Genomic DNA, 17,541 nt, shown 5'->3' on the forward strand with positions numbered 1-17,541 from the left:
TTTATATTAAATGTTTAATATAATTTAATTAATAAACAAGAAGAGAGGTATTATGAGTAATCTTAAAAAATTATTTTCAGTATTATTCTCAGCAATCCTATTATTCTCAGCAACTACCACTAGCTCAGTAGCAATTGATAAATTGCACTTTGTAATCGGTGGTGGTGCTGGTGGTGGTTGGGATGGAACTGCTAGAGGTACTGGAGAAGCTTTAACAAAAGCTGGTATGTTAAAAAGTGCATCATTTGAAAATATGTCAGGTGGTGGTGGTGGTAAAGCACTTGCTTACATGATTAATACTAAACCTGCTAATACAGTTTTAGTTCAATCTACACCATTAGTATTAAGATCAATTACTAGACACGAAGGTTACGTAAAAGGTAGTGGAACTTTATCTTATAAAGATGTTGTGCCGATTGCTGGTGTTATTGGTGACTACGGTGCTATTGCAGTTGCAAAAAACTCACCTTACAAAAACTTTAAAGATGTAGTTGATGCATACAAAAAAGATCCAAGCTCAATTAAAATGGCTGGTGGATCAGTAAGAGGAAGTATGGACCATTTAATTGGTGCTTTAGCATTCCAAGCTGCAGGTGCAGATCCAAATGCTGTTGCATACATTCCTTATGATGCTGGTGGAAAAGCTTTAGCTGGACTTTTATCTGGAGAAACTCAAATCATTTCAACTGGTTTAGGTGAATTGATGGGTGCAAGAGACCAAGTAACAATTATTGGTATTACTGCTCCTTCAAGAGTTTCTGATGCACCAGATGCACCAACTCTTAAAGAACAGGGTTACGATGTACAATTCGTTAACTGGAGAGGTTTCTTTGGCCCTCCAGGTATGAGCAATTCTGATAAAGCTGCAATTGCAAAAATGCTTGGCGATGTACAAAAAACTCCTGAATGGGAAACAGTAAGAGCAAGAAATGCTTGGGTTAATATTTATAACCCTGAAGGTAAGTTTGTTTCTTTCTTAGAAAAACAAACTGAAGAAATGACAGCTCTTATGAAAAAACTAGGAGTTATCTAACCTTTGGTTAGAAATTAAAATTAGAGCAGTGAATATAAATACTACAAAAATTATATCACTGCTCTTTTTTGTTTTTTCTGCATTCTATTTATATTTAGCTTATCAAATTCAAGTTTTTACATTTGATGAAAATGCTCCATTTAATGCTAGAACATTTCCAATTTATTTAGGTTATGCAGGATTATTTTTTTCTGGATTAAAACTTATTTTACCAGACCCAAATACAATTAAAGTAGAGCATAAAAATTTAGAGTATAAAAAAACTGGTATACTTATATTAATTGCAATTATTTACGGAGCTACAATTTTAAAAGTTGGTTATTTTTTAACCACTTCATTATTTTTATTTGCTTCATATTATTTTTTAGGAGAACGAAGGTGGATTTTAATGTTTTTATTATCCTTTCCATTTGTTGCTGCCTTTATGTATTTGCTTCATGGTATTCTTGATATTTATTTAAGAGATCCATTTTTACAATTAATTGGAGTGATGGGATGATTGAAGGAATACTAATTGGATTAACAACTGCACTTACACTCCAAAATATACTAATGGTTATGGTTGGTTGTTTCTTTGGGACAATTATTGGAATGCTTCCTGGTCTTGGTCCAATGACTGCAATAGCTTTAATGATACCTATTACATATGGTTTTGAACCCGCAACTGGATTAATTTTAATGGCTGGAGTTTATTATGGAGCAGTATTTGGTGGTTCAACTTCTTCAATATTATTAAATGCTCCCGGTGTTCCAGGAACAGTTGCAACTTCATTTGATGGTTATCCAATGGCACAGCAAGGTAAGGCTGGAAAAGCTTTAGCAATAGCTGCATGGAGTTCATTCGCTGGTGGAACATTATCTGCAATTTATTTATTATTTATGGCACCAAGTTTATCTAAAGTAAGTTTATCTTTTAGATCACCTGATTATTTTGCTTTGATGATTTTAGGTTTAACGGCCATTGCAGCTTTTTCATCTAAGGGACAATTTTTAAAAGCAATGATGATGGTTGTTCTGGGTTTGATGTTAGCTTCAGTTGGTCAAGACAGTTTGTCTGATATTACAAGATATACATTTAACAATATGAACTTAACTGATGGTATTAGCTTTGTATTAGTTGTGATGGCTACTTTTGCAATGAGTGAAGCTTTAACAATTATTTTAAAGAGAAATGATCCAACTACTGCTGCTAAACAAGTTTCATTAACAGAATTAGGGTCAATTAAGATTAATAAAGAAGAACGAACTAAAATGTACAAAACAATTCCAAGATCATCAGTAATTGGTTTTTTAATTGGTGTTTTACCTGGAGCTGGTGCAACAATTGCTTCTTTTTTAGCTTATGGAATGGAACGAAACGTGGTCAGCGATGAGGAGAAAGAAAAATTTGGTAAAGGAAGTGTAAATGGTTTATCTGCACCAGAAACTGCAAACAATGCCGCTTGTTCAGGTTCATTTGTACCAATGCTTACTTTAGGAATTCCTGGGAGTGGAACTACAGCAGTAATGCTTGGGGCTCTTTTAGGTTTTGGTGTTCAACCAGGCCCTAGACTTTATATGACTAATCCAGAGATTTTTTGGTCAATAATTATGTCTATGTATATTGGAATGGTAATACTTCTTATATTAAACTTACCACTCATTCCCTATATAGCTAGAATTCTTGCTGTTCCTAAAAATTATTTAATACCTTTAATTTTATTTTTTTCTGTTACTGGGATTTATGTAATGTCATTTAATAATTTTGATATTTATTTAATGATTGGAATTGCTGTGGTAGCAACTTTTTTAAGATTATATGATTTCCCTATGCCACCTTTGATATTAGCTTTTGTACTTGGTGGATTGATGGAAGAAAACTTGAGACGTTCTTTGTTATTAAGTAATGGTTCGTGGGAATTTTTGTGGGATAGAACATTAACTTCGTGTATCCTTGCTACTACAATTTTAATTGTAGTTTGGCATATTTACAAAACTTTTAAGAAGAAAAATTAAGATTTAATATCTATTCGTTTTCTAATTATTTCTTTATTAAGCTTCATTTCACGGTATGACATAATGAAAACTCCTAAAAATATAATACTAGCACCAATCCAAGTGAAGAGATCAGGGATTTCGCTAAATACAAAATAACCAATCAGAGATGCAAATACTAAACTTAGAAAAGAATAGGGTTGTGTCATGCTCACATCTACTAGTTTATAGGCATGATTAATACAAAGATGCAATAAAGTGCCAGATAGACCTGCAAAGAACAAATAAGTCAAAGTTTGTAAACTAGGTGTTTGCCAATAAAACAATGCAATAAGAAAACTAAAAATAGTCATATAACAGTATCCATAAGATAAAATTGTAATTGAACTATCGTCTTTTGTTATAGTTTTTGTAATTATAATCACTATTGACCACATAAAAGATGATGCCAGTGCCATATATACTCCAATAGAGATGTCAATCATACCTGGTCTTAAAATTACCAGCATACCAATAAATCCTAAAACTAGTGCAAAACTTCTGTAGATATAAATTTTTTCTCCAAGAAACAAAACAGCTAAAATAGTAACTATGAAAGGAACAACAAAAGATATTGCTGTAGCTTTTTCAATTGGCATCATTGTTAAAGCTGAGAAATATAAAAGCATTGAAGGCAAGTTTAAAACTGCTCTAAGAAAATGTTTCTTATGATGATTAGATTTAAAAACTGCAAATTTAGTTTTTAACATATAAGGAAAAATAATCAGGAAACCAAATAAAAATCTAAAAAAACCTGCTACATAAACATTAACTTCCTCTTGTGCTAATTTTAAAAAGGTTAACATTAATGTTCCGCAAAAAACTGAAATTATAATTAAAAAAATTGCTAATTTATTATTTGAAATCAATTTAGTATCTTTTTGTATTCCTCAATTATTTTTGACCATTGAAATTTATTCACAAATTCTTTTGCATTTTTTCCAAGTTCTAAATATTTTTTATTTTCTAACATTGATTTGATTGAAGAATAAATATCATCAAGATTATTTCCATCACATATTAAACCAGTTTTTTCATGATCTATTGCATCTGCCGCACCACCATCTTTACCGCCTATAGATGGTACACCGTATTGAGCTGCTTCAACATATGCAATTCCAAACCCCTCAACAGATTTTTTATGAATTATAGAAGGCATTACAAATAAATTTGATTTAGCAACAAGAGCATTTTTTAAATCATCACTTATGTCTTTAAAAAACATTACTTGTTCTTCTAAATTTAATTCTTTTACTAATTTTTTTATGTTTTCTTCTTCATCACCATATCCAATACAAATGTAGACAATATCTGGGTAAATTTGTTTTAGATTTCTAAGAGCCATCACAACTTTTTCATGATTTTTTCTTTTATCAAATCTTGAAACAGTAATTAATCTAGGAGTTTTGACTTTTAATAAGCTTTCAACTTTTTCTAATGATTTTTCGTTTAATTCTTTTGGTAGATCTACTCCACAATTTATAACAACAATTTTATTTTCATTAATACCACATTCAATAGCAAGGTTTTTAGTATATTGTGAGTTAGCAATAACTTTTTCTACATTGTTAAGAACATTTAAAACTCTTTTATTTTGAGTTGACCCTTTAGGATGATTGATTTCTTTACCATGTATAAGACAATATTTTTTTTTGGAAGTTTTAATTAATTCTAAACTTTTCCAATGATCTCCAATTATTCCTTCAACCTTATTCTCTTTGATAAATTCATTAATTAATTGAGCTTTTCTATATTTTCTAAGAAGTTTTATTCCACCAACTCTTTCAATTGAAAACGAAGCTTGTTCATCAAAATCTTTATGATTATCAATATAATCTGCAAACACTTTGATCATAAAGTTTTTAGATAACTCTCTTGATAAACCCCACATCAAGCTCTGCATTCCACCAAGTTCAGGAGGAAAAGATCTAGTAACAATTAAATACATTAATTAGTTTTCCACTTTATGCTGCAGCCAGCACTAGGAATTTGGTCTTTAGGACCTTTGTCTGTATCAGAAATTTGTTTCATAGCTTTTAACAAATCACTTTCACCTTCTTTAACAGGTATAAGATTTCTTAACTCTCTTAATCTTCCTCGATATTGAAGTTCTAAATCTTTGTTATATCCAAAAAAATCTGGTGTGCAGACAGCATCATATGCTTTTGCAATATTTTGCGTTTCGTCGTTTAAGTAAGGAAAATTAAAATTATTATCTTTTGAAAATTTAATCATATTTTCAAAAGAGTCTTCAGGATAATTTTCTGCATCATTTGCACAAATTGCAACTGAATTTATTCCAATTTTTTTTAATTCATTACAATCTTCAACTATTTCTTTTGTAACTGCTTTTACATATGGACAATGATTGCAAATAAACATTATCAAAGTTCCATTTTCTCCTTTGATATCCTCTAACGAAAGAATTTTATTATCTGTTGATTTTAATTCAAATGGAATAGCTTTTTGACCAAAATCACATATTGGAGTTTGTATTGGCATACTGTAAGAATATATAAATTATGTTTTATGATTTAAAAGATAAAAAACCAAAAAACTCTGGCGAAAATTGGGTAGCTCCAAACGCAACTGTAATTGGAGATGTTACATTGGAGAAGAATACAAGCATATGGTTTAATGCTGTTTTAAGAGGGGATATAGAAAATATTCATATAGGTGAGGGATCTAATATTCAAGATGGTAGTGTCTTACATACAGATCCCGGCTGTCCGTTGAGAGTAGGCAAAAATGTCACTATAGGTCATTTAGTGATGCTTCATGGATGTACTATTGGAGATAATAGTTTAATAGGAATTGGAGCAGTAATTTTGAACAAAGCAAATATTGGAAAAAACTGCATCATTGGAGCAAAAGCATTAATTACTGAGAATAAAGTGATACCTGACAATTCCTTAGTTGTTGGTTCTCCGGGAAAAGTTATAAGAGAAGTGACTGAGGAAGAAAAAAAAGCAGTAGAGAAAAACACTAAACACTATCAAGATAACTGGAAGAAGTATTCAAAATCAATATTTTAAATATTAAATCTATGAATAAAAAATTTAAAATTGGTATTGATTATGGAGGTACTAAGATTGAAGGAGTTTTAATTGACGATAAAGGAAATCAAATTGAAAGAAAAAGATATTATTATGATAAAAACTATGTTTCTGGAATTGATACAATAAAAAAACTTGTCGATGAATTTGATAATATTAGTAATCAAACCTGTAGCGTAGGACTAGGGATACCAGGATTTTCATCAAAAGAAACCAAACTAATAACAAACGCAAATTCGTCATGGTTAAATGACAAACCTTTTCAAAAAGATTTAGAAATTGCTTTAAAAAGACAAGTAAAATTAATGAATGATGCGAATTGCTTGACTTTATCGGAAGCAATTGATGGCGCAGGAAAAAATTATGACTCTGTTTTTGGAATAATAATAGGCTCAGGTTTTGGAGGAGGTTTATCTTATAAAAAAGAAATAATTGAAGGTGCTAATCAAATAGCAGGAGATTGGGGACATCAACCATTACCTTATCCAACTGATGAAGAAATTAAACTAGACGTTAAATGTCCCTCAGGAAATTGTGGAAGACCTTTATGTGCAGAGCAATTTATTTCAGGAACTGGTTTTACAAATATATTTAATAAAAAATATAATACAAATCTTACAACAAAAGAAATTGTAGAATTAGATAAAAATAATGATGATCGTGCTAATTTAGAATTTTCTTTATATGAGGATAGAATGGCAAGATTATTAGCTGTAATGATTGGTATTTTTGATCCTGGTGCGATTGTTTTAGGTGGAGGTATGTCAAATATTGAAAGATTTTATAATAACATTCCAAAATTAATTCCCAAATATACATTTGCAAAAAAAATAGAAACGAAAGTTTTAAAAAATTTACACGGTGACTCAAGTGGTGTGAGGGGAGCAGCTTGGCTTTGGAATAATTAACAGAACAATTAATAAAGGAAGGGAATTATGTCAGCAGGTTACGTTATAGCTCAATTAAAAGTTACAAATCCAGAAAACTATAAAGAATATGTGGCTAAAGTTACAGAGGTTGTAAAAAAATTTGGTGGAGAATATCTAGTTAGAAATGGTGAATATCAAGTAGTAGAGGGCGAAGATAATTTTCCAAGATTAGTAATCATTAAATTTCCATCATATAAAAAAGCTTTAGAATGGTATCACTCTGATGAGTATAAGCCAGTTAAAGATATTCGTCTTCAAAACTCTGAAGGAAGCAATATAATTGTAAAAGGGATTTAAGGTACTAACCAGGTATCTTTATTATTTACTAAATCAAATTTTGCTCTTCGATGACCTTTAGCGGCTAAATATAACCATTCTATTAATTTTATTTTGCACTGAATAACCGTAAAATTTTTGTAACCTTCTTCACTTTGTTCTTTAGTGTAATCAAAATTATCAAGCTCAGGTTTTAGTCCAGATGTAGGAGTATCAGACATAGTTCCTGGTCCTTTATCAACTAAATAACATTTTCTAGATATGTGTTGGGTTTTTGACCAAGATTCTTTAGTAACTTCGTTATTATGATTAATGGTACACTCTACTTTTAGCCTAACCTGAATTTTTTCATCTTTATCATAAAATAACATTGCTGCATTTTTGTTAGATTTTAATTTTTCAATTTTATTTGAACGAATATCACTATGAAACTGAACTAAGTTATTAGACTGGTCTGATTTACGAAGAACTACAATTCTACCATCCAAGTCAGATTGGCTACCACATATAAATACAGGTATTCTAAAAGGTGAACTTCTATCTTTAACAGCATTATTTAACATAGACCAAATTTTCTTTTTGATCTCTACAAAGTCCTCATAATAAGGAACAGTATCAGTCACAGATTATTTTTTCTTTTTTAATCGAGCAATAAGTGCAGAGCTATCCCAACGGTTACCACCCATTTCTTGAACTTCCGCATAGTAACCATCTATGATTTCTGTAATCGGCACTGGTGAACCATTTCTTTTTGCTTCTTCAATTGCAATTTTTAAATCTTTTCTCATCCAATCGATAGCAAATCCATAATCAAACTTATCATCAGTCATAGTTCGATATCTATTTTCCATCTGCCAAGACTGTGCTGCACCTTTAGATATAGTTTCCATTACTTTATCCATATCTAAACCTGCATTTATTCCAAAATTAATTGCTTCTGATAAACCTTGAACTGCTCCAGCTATACACATTTGGTTCATCATTTTAGTAAGCTGTCCACTTCCACACGATCCAATTAGTTTTACTTTTTTACTATAGCAATCAATTATTGGCTCTGCTTTTTTAAAAACTTCTTCATCACCACCAACCATTACAGTAAGTATTCCACCTTCAGCACCAGATTGACCTCCAGATATTGGCGCATCTAAAAAATCAAAACCTTTATCTTTTGCAGCTTTATATAATTCTCTAGACACTTCTGCAGATACAGTTGAGTTATCAATAAATATTGATCCAGCTTTTGCTGTGTTAAATAATCCATTCTCTCCTGTAGCCACTTCTCTTAAATCGTTATCATTACCTACACATGTAAAAATAAAATCTGCACCTTCTGCAGCTTTAGCAGGAGTATCTGCCATTTTACCTTTGTATTCACCAATCCATTTTTCAGCTTTTGATTTTGTTCTATTAAAAACAGTTACATTGTGTCCGGCTTTTGATATATAACCAGCCATTGGGTAGCCCATAACCCCAAGACCTATGAAAGCAACATTACAAGTCATAATTTTTTTCTATGTTTAAAAGTTTAAGTTTAAAAATAATTGTATTTGGGTTTATTTTTACATTTTTTTCAAGTTTTGGACAGAGTTATTTTCTTGGTTTGTTTAACACTAGTATTAGAGAAGCTCTTTCTATATCTCATGGACAATTTGGTTCAATTTATGCTTCCGCAACTTTATGCAGTAGTTTTATTTTAATATGGGTTGGAAAAAAAATAGATGATTTTAGTGCAATTAAATTTGCATATTTTGTAATTATATCATTAAGCATATCTTCATTTATATTTTCTAAAATCAATTCAATAGTTTTTTTATTTTTAGCAATTTTTTTAATGAGGTTATTTGGTCAAGGGTTAATGTCTCATACTGCTAGTACTACAGTTTCAAGATATTTTGATAAATCAAGAGGAAAAGCATTAAGCACATCTTGGCTAGGTTTGTCGTTAGCAGAATTTATTTTACCAGTTTTAATAGTATATTTTTTAACTTTCATACATTGGAGGGAGTTATGGGTAGGATTTTCTTTGCTTATTATTTTATTTCTGCCTGTTGTCTCAATGTTCTTAATAAATAATTTAAATATTAATTCTAGAGAGTCTGACAGTAATAATAATTCTCAAGAGGATGCAATTAAACAATGGTCCAGAGGAGAAGTATTAAAAGATTATAAGTTTTATATTATTTGTGGGAACTTATTAGCAATGCCATGGATTTTTACAGGCTTTGCAGTTTTTCAATCATTTGTTCAAATTTCTAAGGGATGGGGTCCATATGTGATAGCTCAATCTTTTATGGCCTATTCGATTTGTTCTGTTTTGACTTTATTTATAACTGGTATTTTAATAGATAAGTTTTCAAGCAGGAAATTATTAATTTTTACAAACATTCCCATGTTGATTGCTGCTTTGATATTGATAGTTTTTGATCATCCGATCGTTTCATTTATTTTTTTAGGATTATTGGGAATGACAAATGGTTTTGCAAATGTATTAGGTACATCTACATGGGCAGAATTGTATGGTGTAAGATTTATTGGAGGAATAAAGGCTATGACTTCTGCTTTAATGGTTTTCTCCACTGCCTTTGGAACTGCTTTATATGGATTTTTGATAGACAAAGGTTTTGGTATTGAACAAATCGCTACTTTTTCCGCAATATACGTTGGATTTATGCTTGTACTTTTATTCATGATAAAAAATAAGTTAAATCCTCATTATTTATAAAAATATCCCTTGATTTTATTAGACTCTCTGTGTAGATACTGCGCATGGCTAGAGTAACAGTAGAAGACTGCATAGATAAAGTAGAAAGTCCTTATGAACTAGTTTTAGTGGCTAAAGAAAGAGCTACTCAACTTAATGCTGGTTTAGAACCAACAATAGATAGAGATAATGATAAAAATACAGTGATATCTTTAAGAGAAATTGCTGAAGAGAAAATCAAAGTATCAGATTTAACTGAAAGTGCAGTTTACAAACTTAGAAAACACGTTGAACAAGTTGATGACGGGGTAGAGGATGATGAAGATATAGGTGATGATTTTGAAAATCTTTACAAAGGAGAAATTTCAAAAAGTGGAACTCCAATTTTACCATCTAAAAGAGCAAGAAAAACTCCAGAAAAAATCCAAGTATCAAAGGAAGATTTAGCTGAATTATCTGAAACAGCTACACCTGAAGTAGACGCTTCAGTTGGCCAAGAAACTATGAATGAACAGGGTGAAGTTTCATTAGATGAAGTTTCAGAATCAGAAAATCAAGAAGCAGATGTTGCTTCTGAAGATCCAGAAGCTTCAAACTCATAAAAAAATAATATAAAGTTTTAGTTTATGAATAGGTTAGTATCAGTTGCTCCTATGATGGACTGTACAGATCGTCATGAACGATATTTTTTAAGACTAATATCCAAAAATATACTTCTTTATACTGAAATGGTTGTCGATGAAGCAATCAATAGGGGAGATAAAAAAAAATTACTAGAATTCAATATTAATGAAAAGCCAGTTGCACTCCAATTAGGTGGATCTTCACCTAAGTTACTTGCGGAGGCATCAAAAGTTGGAGAAGACTTTGGTTACGATGAAATTAATTTAAACTTAGGCTGCCCAAGTAGAAAAGTAGAGAAAAATAGATTTGGTGCTTGTTTAATGAAAGAACCAAACTTAGTTGCAGATTGTTTAACAGAGATGAAATCAAAAACTAAATTACCTGTAACCATAAAAACTAGAATTGGATATGACAATGTTGAAGATTATGAAAACTTGAACAATTTTATATCTACTATAAAATCTACAGGTGTTAAAACTTTTATAATCCATGCAAGAAAGGCTATGCTTGGTAAGTTTACACCTAAACAAAATCTAAATATTCCACCTTTAAAGTACGAGTTTGTTTATAAGTTAAAAGAAGATTTTCCAAATGATGAAATAATAATCAATGGAGGAATAACTTCTGTTGATCAAATTAAACCACATTTAGAAAAAACAGATGGTGTTATGATTGGAAGAGCTGCTTATCACACACCTTATTTGTTAGCAGATATTGAGAAAGAAATTTTTAACAATGAGGATATTCCTAGTAGGCAAGATGTTGTTGAGCAGTTAATTCCTTATGTAAAAGATGAATTGAAAAAAGGAACTCGTTTAAATCAAATTATGAGACACACATTAGGTTTATTTCACGGTCAATCTGGTGCCAGCCATTGGAAAAGATATTTAAGCGAAAATATGTGTGTGAGAGATGCTGATGTAAAAAAAATTGATCACATAATGGATAAAATTAAATACAACAATGTTGATATGAGAGAAGGTCAATCTGCTTAGTTCAATCTTAGCAAATGAATATATCTATATAGTTTTATTAATGGTTTTGACTGCAATTCCAGTAGGATTTGTAGCTGGCCTTTTTGGTATCGGCGGTGGTTTAATAACTGTCCCGTTTCTTTATTATATATTTGGCAAACTTGGAATTGATCAAGTTTATATAATGCACTTAGCGGTAGGAACTTCTTTTGCAATAATAATTCCAACATCAATAGTTTCAGTTTTAATCCATCATAAATTTAATTCAGTCGATTTTAATGTAGTTAAAAGCTATGGTTTTTTTGTAGTTGCAGGAGTTGTTTTGGGAACAATATTCGCTGCAACTTTCAAAACAAAATCATTAGTACTTTTTTTTGCAATCGTAATCTTTCTTTTAGGAATTTATTTACTTACGATTAAAGAAAAAGAACAAAATGTAATATCTGAAATGAAATTGTATTTAAAAATAATACTTGGTGGGATTGTTGGATTTATTTCAGCTATAACAGGTATAGGTGGTGCTGTTATGAATGTGCCAATCCTTAAATTTTTCGGTTATTCAATTAATAAAGCAATTGGAAGTGCTGCAGCGATTGGTTTTTTAATTGCACTATTTGGTGCTACAGGTTTTTTTATTTCAGGAAGTTATTTAAAAACAAATTTACCATTTAGTATTGGATTTTTAAATGTACCAGCTTTTTTAATCTTCATTCCGATTACAACTTTTATGGCAAGAATAGGTGCAAGAACGGCTCACAGAATAGATAAAAATAAAATTAGTAAATTACTTGCTATTTTCTTACTATTCGTAGCAGTTAAGTTTTTCTACGAATATATTAAATTATAAGCATGTCGTTTAAGTTAAATAGTAAATTTTTAAAGACTTCACATCATCTTATTGATCTTAAATTATGCACTATTAGGTTAAACGATAATTCTAAATTTCCATGGATAATTCTAATTCCCAAAAGAAATAAGATTACCGACATAAGCGATCTTAATTCTAAAGATCAAACTCTGCTAATGAAGGAAATTGTTTATGCAAGTAAAGTAATGAAAAAATTATTTAAAACTTCGAAGCTCAATGTAGAAAAAATTGGAAATATTGTTCCTCAGTTGCATATACATATTATTGCTAGAAGTAAAAAAGATAGTTCCTGGCCATTATCTGTATGGGTTGTTAAAGGAAAAAATTACTCAAAAACAGCTCTAAAAATAATAGTAGATAAATTAAGAAAAGCTCTAAAATAAAAAGAGGTGACTTCAGTCTCCCTCCATCACCTCACCTAATTTTTTAAATGATTCTTTACAGTTTTATGAACACTTATTAGTTGAAAATTAACTTTATTAAGCACTAAATTTTTTGATCGTATTCGCCTATTTTCCCCGTTTTTTGAAGTAAATCGTCAATAAAATCAAAGATTTTCTTCTTTCTATTATCTGAGGTTGGGCTTTCAGTTACAATCACTAATGAAGGTTTATTTGATGATGCTCTTATCAATCCCCAAGATCCATCTTCAAAAGAAAATCTTACACCATTAACTGTAAGAACTTCAGTTATTACTTGATCATCAATTTTAGTTTTATTATTTTTTAATTGCTCTACTTTTTTTACCAAATCTTCAACAACTTGATATTTTTCTTCATCTTTACAGTATGGCGCCATCGTTGGTGTTTGAAAAGTATTTGGTAATTCATTAATTATTTCACTCATTTTTTTATTTTCATTATCTAATAAATGACAGACATGAATGGCTGAATTTATTCCATCATCGTAACCATATCCTAAAGGCTGATTGAAAAAGAAATGACCGCTTTTTTCAAAGCCTGCCAATGCCTTTTCAGTATTAACTTTACGTTTAATATGGGAATGACCTGTTTTCCAATAAATTGTTTCACAATTGTTTTCTAATAAAATTTTATCTTTTGAGTACAAACCTGTTGATTTTACATCAACAACAAATTTAGAATTTTTGTGTTTAGTTGATAAGTTTCTTGCTATTAATAAACCAATTTTATCAGAGAATATTTCGTTACCTTCATTATCAATAACACCAACTCGATCTCCATCACCATCAAAGCCAAAACCTATATCAGCATTATTTTCTTTAACTACTTTAGCAATTTCATGAAGCATTTCTAAATCTTCTGGATTAGGATTATATTTTGGAAAATTCCAATCTAAGTTACAATCTAACTCGATCACTTCACACCCAACACCCCTTAAAATATCTGGTGCAAAAACACCTGCTGTTCCATTACCGCAAGCAACTACAGCCTTAATTTTTTTATTTATTTTGTTTTTATTAATCAGATCTTTTATATAAATTTTATTGAAATCTTTTATTTCTTTTTCATTTCCATCACCTTTTGAAAACTTTTCATTTAATGTTATTTCTTTTAATTCTCTCATCTCTTCGGGCGCATGAGTTAAGCCTTTTTTGATACCCATTTTTACACCAGTCCAACCATTTTCATTATGACTTGCTGTAACCATAGCAACTGCATCTGCATCTAAATTAAATTGTGCAAAATAAACCATTGGAGATAATGAAAGACCAATATCTTCTATATGACATCCTGTTGACTTTAACCCTCTTTTAAGTGAAGTTTTTATTTCCTCACTGTAAGATCGGTAATCATGTCCAACAATAATTCTTGGATGATCTTTTTTGGTATGATTTTTTATTTGTGTCCCAAGTCCCTTGCCGAGATTCTCTATTCCTGCTGAGTTTATGTCTTTCCCATACAACCATCGGGCGTCATATTCTCTAAAACCATAAGGATCTATTTTTAAATTTTCACTCATTTATCCACTACTTACTCTTTTTATGTTAATTTCTTTAAAAAAATTTAATTTTTTTATTGATAATTATATTGTCGCGTTCTATAAATGTTCCATTGATTAAACGTTTATTTAGTATACTTAATAAAAGCGCATACAACATATAGTTGTTTTCGCAAAACTAAAATAATATAATAATAAATATGAACAAGATTCTATCTCAAGCCCTCAAGAAAGCTGTCTCCGAATATAGCCCAGAAGTTAAAGAAGTTTCAAAAGCAAATAAGCCTGATTTATTTTCTTTAAATAATGAAACAGAATTATTTCAAAACGACAAAGGTATAATAATTAAAATTGATCGTTCTAAAGATTCGAAACTTACAGATTTTGGTAAAGCAACTTTAAAAGATAGATATCTTGGTTTAAACGAATCTTATCAAGATTTATTTGCAAGAGTAGCAAGCACTTATGCTGATGACAATCTACATGCACAAAGAATTTATAATTACATAAGCAATCTTTGGTTTATGCCAGCAACACCAGTTTTATCAAACGGTGGAACTAAAAGAGGTTTACCTATTTCATGTTTTTTAAATGAAGCATCTGATAGCTTAGGTGGAATTTTAGATCTTTGGAGTGAGAATGTTTGGCTTGCTGCGAAGGGCGGAGGAATTGGAAGCTACTGGGGTAACCTAAGATCTATTGGAGAAAAAATTGGCAGAGTTGGAAAAACTTCAGGAATAATTCCTTTTATTAAAGTAATGGACTCTTTAACAATGGCAATTAGCCAAGGCTCATTAAGAAGAGGCTCTGCAGCTTGTTATCTTCCTATCGATCATCCTGAAATAGAAGAGTTTATTGAAATGAGAAGACCAACTGGTGGAGATCCAAATAGAAAAGCATTAAATTTACATCATGGTGTTTTAGTTTCAGATGCTTTCATGAGAGCAGTTGAAACAGATGAACAGTGGGCATTAAAAAGTCCAGCAGACGGAACTGTGCAACAAACTATTTCTGCAAGAAATTTATGGATAAGATTATTAACTGCTAGAATTGAAACTGGTGAGCCTTATATAATTTATATAGATACAGTTAACCGACAAATTCCTCAACATCATAAGTTAGCAAATCTTACTGTTAAAACTTCTAACTTATGCAGTGAGATAACTCTTCCTACAGGAATTGATAAAGATGGTAGAGATAGAACGGCGGTGTGCTGTTTATCATCTTTAAATTTAGAAAAATATGAAGAATGGAAAGATGATCCAGATATGATTAGTGATGTAATGAGATTTTTGGATAATGTGTTATCTGATTTCATTAACAAAGCTCCTGAACAATTTAAAGATGCTAAATACTCTGCTGAAAGAGAGAGAAGTGTTGGTTTGGGTGTGATGGGCTTCCATTCTTTCTTACAGAAAAATAGAATTCCACTTGAGTCTGTAATGGCAAAATCATGGAATAAAAAAATATTTAAAAATATTCATGAAAAAGTTAATCAAGCTTCTAAAGATTTAGCTCAAGAAAGAGGAGCGTGTCCAGATGCTGCAGAGTATGGTTATCAAGAAAGATTTTCTAACAAAACTGCAATTGCGCCAACAGCATCAATTTCTATTATTTGTGGAGGAGCTTCTCCAGGAGTAGAGCCCATTGCAGCAAACAGTTATACTCACAAAACTTTATCTGGTTCATTTAATGTGAGAAACAGATATCTTGAAGAAATTCTTGAAAGCCATGGTAAAAATGATGAGGAAACTTGGTCTAGTATTACTACAAACCAAGGCTCAGTTAATCATTTAGATTTTTTGACTGATTTAGAAAAAGATGTATTTAAAACTGCATTTGAACTTAATCAAAGCTGGATAATTGAATTGAGTGGAGACAGAACTCCTTTTATTTCACAAGCTCAATCAGTTAACTTATTTTTACCTGCAGATGTTCATAAAAAAGAATTACATAAAATTCATTTTGATGCGTGGAAGAAAGGTTTAAAGAGCCTTTACTATTGCAGATCAAAATCAATTCAAAGAGCTGAGAATGTTAACGACTCTAAGTCAACAGACATCATGGCTAATGTATATAAAAATAAATCAACCGAAAATAGTGAACCAGAGTATGAGGAGTGTTTATCATGTCAGTAGCAGAAAAAGTTAAGTCAGAAATTATTCAACCACAAAAAAACAATAATGGATTGCTTGTTGCAAATCCAGTTTACAAACCTTTTAGATATCCATGGTGCTATGATGCATGGTTAACTCAACAAAGAATTCACTGGTTACCGGAAGAAGTTCCACTTGGAGATGATGTGAGAGATTGGCAAAAAAATCTTTCAACTTCAGAAAAAAATCTATTAACACAAATTTTTAGATTTTTTACACAAGCAGATGTCGAAGTTAGCAACTGTTATATAAGACATTACATGAATGTATTTAAACCAACTGAAGTATTAATGATGATGTCTTCTTTTGCTTCAATGGAAACTGTTCACATTGCTGCTTACTCACATTTGTTAGATACAATTGGTATGCCAGAGTCTGAGTATTCAGCATTCATGAAATACAAAGAAATGAAAGATAAATACGATTACATGCAAGGTTTCGATGTTAAATCAAATCATGATATTGCAAAAACAATTGCTGTATTTAGTGCTTTCACAGAAGGTCTTCAGTTGTTTGCAAGTTTTGCAATTTTGTTAAACTTCCCAAGACATAACAAGATGAAAGGAATGGGTCAGATTGTTACTTGGTCGGTGAGAGATGAGACGTTGCATTGCAATTCGATGATCAGATTATTTAAAGATTTCATTAAAGAAAATCCTGAAACATGGACACCTCAATTGAAAAAAGAAATTTATGAAGCATGTAGAACAATAGTTGAGCATGAAGATGCTTTTATCGATTTAGCTTTTCAAATGGGTCCAATGGAAGGTTTGACTGCTGATGATATTAAAAAATATATTCGTTTTATAGCAAATAGAAGATTAGATCAGTTAGGATTAGAAGCGATATATGACATTGATAAAAATCCATTAACTTGGTTAGATACGATGTTGAATGCTGTAGAGCACATGAACTTCTTTGAAGGAAGAGCTACAGAATATTCTAAAGCGTCAACCCAAGGAACTTGGGCAGAAGCATTTAGTTAAACTTA

18 protein-coding genes and 1 pseudogene are annotated in these 17,541 nt (G+C 30.7%); 13 read left to right on the plus strand and 6 right to left on the minus strand.

The window, feature by feature from the left end:
- Positions 1 to 52 precede the first annotated feature (52 nt).
- The 3 genes from ACTTA8_RS01830 to ACTTA8_RS01840 are packed head-to-tail and all read left to right on the plus strand — an operon-like array spanning position 53 to position 3,028.
- Entirely contained in the window at positions 53 to 1,033 is a 981-nt protein-coding gene (locus tag ACTTA8_RS01830; RefSeq protein WP_440654013.1) for a tripartite tricarboxylate transporter substrate binding protein, read from the plus strand.
- A 28-nt stretch (positions 1,034 to 1,061) separates the two neighbouring features.
- Complete coding sequence (locus tag ACTTA8_RS01835) at positions 1,062 to 1,532, plus strand: tripartite tricarboxylate transporter TctB family protein (RefSeq protein ID WP_440618295.1); 471 nt, start codon at positions 1,062 to 1,064, stop codon at positions 1,530 to 1,532.
- The gene (locus ACTTA8_RS01840; RefSeq protein WP_440654014.1) at positions 1,529 to 3,028 is read left to right on the plus strand and encodes a tripartite tricarboxylate transporter permease; all 1,500 of its coding nucleotides are present in this window, start codon (positions 1,529 to 1,531) and stop codon (positions 3,026 to 3,028) included. Before ACTTA8_RS01835 ends, ACTTA8_RS01840 begins: the two co-directional genes overlap by 4 nt.
- Here the strand turns inward: ACTTA8_RS01840 and ACTTA8_RS01845 are convergent.
- From ACTTA8_RS01845 to ACTTA8_RS01855, 3 genes are read right to left on the minus strand one after another with little or no spacing between them, the layout of a single operon-like run.
- Positions 3,025 to 3,915: a DMT family transporter gene (locus ACTTA8_RS01845; protein WP_440654015.1), complete on the minus strand. Its 891-nt coding sequence runs from the start codon at positions 3,913 to 3,915 to the stop codon at positions 3,025 to 3,027. The genes ACTTA8_RS01840 and ACTTA8_RS01845 overlap by 4 nt on opposite strands.
- Complete coding sequence (locus ACTTA8_RS01850; RefSeq protein ID WP_440654016.1) at positions 3,912 to 4,994, minus strand: glycosyltransferase family 4 protein; 1,083 nt, start codon at positions 4,992 to 4,994, stop codon at positions 3,912 to 3,914. Before ACTTA8_RS01850 ends, ACTTA8_RS01845 begins: the two co-directional genes overlap by 4 nt.
- The gene (locus ACTTA8_RS01855; protein WP_440654017.1) at positions 4,994 to 5,548 is read right to left on the minus strand and encodes a thioredoxin family protein; all 555 of its coding nucleotides are present in this window, start codon (positions 5,546 to 5,548) and stop codon (positions 4,994 to 4,996) included. The genes ACTTA8_RS01850 and ACTTA8_RS01855 overlap by 1 nt, the downstream gene beginning before the upstream one ends.
- A gap of 20 nt (positions 5,549 to 5,568) precedes the next feature.
- Between ACTTA8_RS01855 and ACTTA8_RS01860 the strand changes: the two genes are divergently transcribed.
- From ACTTA8_RS01860 to ACTTA8_RS01870, 3 genes are read left to right on the plus strand one after another with little or no spacing between them, the layout of a single operon-like run.
- Complete coding sequence (locus ACTTA8_RS01860) at positions 5,569 to 6,081, plus strand: gamma carbonic anhydrase family protein (protein ID WP_440654018.1); 513 nt, start codon at positions 5,569 to 5,571, stop codon at positions 6,079 to 6,081.
- 11 nt (positions 6,082 to 6,092) lie between these two features.
- Positions 6,093 to 7,010 (plus strand): ROK family protein, encoded by a 918-nt coding sequence (locus tag ACTTA8_RS01865; RefSeq protein ID WP_440654019.1) that lies wholly within the window; start codon positions 6,093 to 6,095, stop codon positions 7,008 to 7,010.
- A 27-nt stretch (positions 7,011 to 7,037) separates the two neighbouring features.
- The gene (locus ACTTA8_RS01870) at positions 7,038 to 7,328 is read left to right on the plus strand and encodes a DUF1330 domain-containing protein (protein WP_440654020.1); all 291 of its coding nucleotides are present in this window, start codon (positions 7,038 to 7,040) and stop codon (positions 7,326 to 7,328) included.
- Here ACTTA8_RS01870 and ACTTA8_RS01875 read toward each other — a convergent pair.
- The gene (locus ACTTA8_RS01875; RefSeq protein WP_440654022.1) at positions 7,325 to 7,930 is read right to left on the minus strand and encodes a flavin-binding protein; all 606 of its coding nucleotides are present in this window, start codon (positions 7,928 to 7,930) and stop codon (positions 7,325 to 7,327) included. The two genes, ACTTA8_RS01870 and ACTTA8_RS01875, sit on opposite strands and share 4 nt — an antisense overlap.
- 3 nt (positions 7,931 to 7,933) lie before the next feature.
- Entirely contained in the window at positions 7,934 to 8,809 is an 876-nt protein-coding gene (locus ACTTA8_RS01880; RefSeq protein WP_440654023.1) for an NAD(P)-dependent oxidoreductase, read from the minus strand.
- 11 nt (positions 8,810 to 8,820) lie between these two features.
- Between ACTTA8_RS01880 and ACTTA8_RS01885 the strand changes: the two genes are divergently transcribed.
- The 5 genes and pseudogenes from ACTTA8_RS01885 to ACTTA8_RS01905 all read left to right on the plus strand — a co-directional run bounded on the left by ACTTA8_RS01885 (position 8,821) and on the right by ACTTA8_RS01905 (position 12,857).
- Positions 8,821 to 10,029 (plus strand): MFS transporter, encoded by a 1,209-nt coding sequence (locus tag ACTTA8_RS01885; RefSeq protein ID WP_440654025.1) that lies wholly within the window; start codon positions 8,821 to 8,823, stop codon positions 10,027 to 10,029.
- Between the two features lie 44 nt (positions 10,030 to 10,073).
- Positions 10,074 to 10,454, plus strand: a pseudogene (gene rpoZ / locus ACTTA8_RS01890) (DNA-directed RNA polymerase subunit omega); the annotation flags it as partial.
- 180 nt (positions 10,455 to 10,634) lie between these two features.
- Positions 10,635 to 11,627 carry a tRNA dihydrouridine(20/20a) synthase DusA gene (gene dusA / locus ACTTA8_RS01895; RefSeq protein ID WP_440654027.1) on the plus strand — a complete coding sequence of 331 codons (993 nt, stop codon included), beginning with the start codon at positions 10,635 to 10,637 and terminating at the stop codon, positions 11,625 to 11,627.
- Between the two features lie 40 nt (positions 11,628 to 11,667).
- Positions 11,668 to 12,453: a sulfite exporter TauE/SafE family protein gene (locus ACTTA8_RS01900; RefSeq protein ID WP_440654028.1), complete on the plus strand. Its 786-nt coding sequence runs from the start codon at positions 11,668 to 11,670 to the stop codon at positions 12,451 to 12,453.
- A gap of 2 nt (positions 12,454 to 12,455) precedes the next feature.
- A complete protein-coding gene (locus ACTTA8_RS01905) occupies positions 12,456 to 12,857 on the plus strand; it encodes an HIT domain-containing protein (protein ID WP_440654029.1) in 402 nt (133 codons plus the stop codon).
- A 103-nt stretch (positions 12,858 to 12,960) separates the two neighbouring features.
- On the opposite strand, the gene ACTTA8_RS01910 is transcribed toward ACTTA8_RS01905, so the two are convergent.
- Positions 12,961 to 14,415 (minus strand): phosphomannomutase/phosphoglucomutase, encoded by a 1,455-nt coding sequence (locus ACTTA8_RS01910; protein ID WP_440654031.1) that lies wholly within the window; start codon positions 14,413 to 14,415, stop codon positions 12,961 to 12,963.
- Positions 14,416 to 14,594: 179 nt separating this feature from the next.
- On the opposite strand from ACTTA8_RS01910, the gene ACTTA8_RS01915 reads away from it, so the two are divergent.
- On the plus strand, positions 14,595 to 16,532 hold the full coding sequence (locus ACTTA8_RS01915) for a ribonucleoside-diphosphate reductase subunit alpha (RefSeq protein WP_440654032.1): 1,938 nt from the start codon (positions 14,595 to 14,597) through the stop codon (positions 16,530 to 16,532).
- Positions 16,523 to 17,536 (plus strand): ribonucleotide-diphosphate reductase subunit beta, encoded by a 1,014-nt coding sequence (locus ACTTA8_RS01920; RefSeq protein ID WP_440614253.1) that lies wholly within the window; start codon positions 16,523 to 16,525, stop codon positions 17,534 to 17,536. The genes ACTTA8_RS01915 and ACTTA8_RS01920 overlap by 10 nt, the downstream gene beginning before the upstream one ends.
- Positions 17,537 to 17,541 lie beyond the last annotated feature (5 nt).

Origin of the sequence: Candidatus Pelagibacter sp. HIMB1506, from assembly GCF_052047935.1 — a bacterium.
Taxonomy (GTDB): domain Bacteria; phylum Pseudomonadota; class Alphaproteobacteria; order Pelagibacterales; family Pelagibacteraceae; genus Pelagibacter.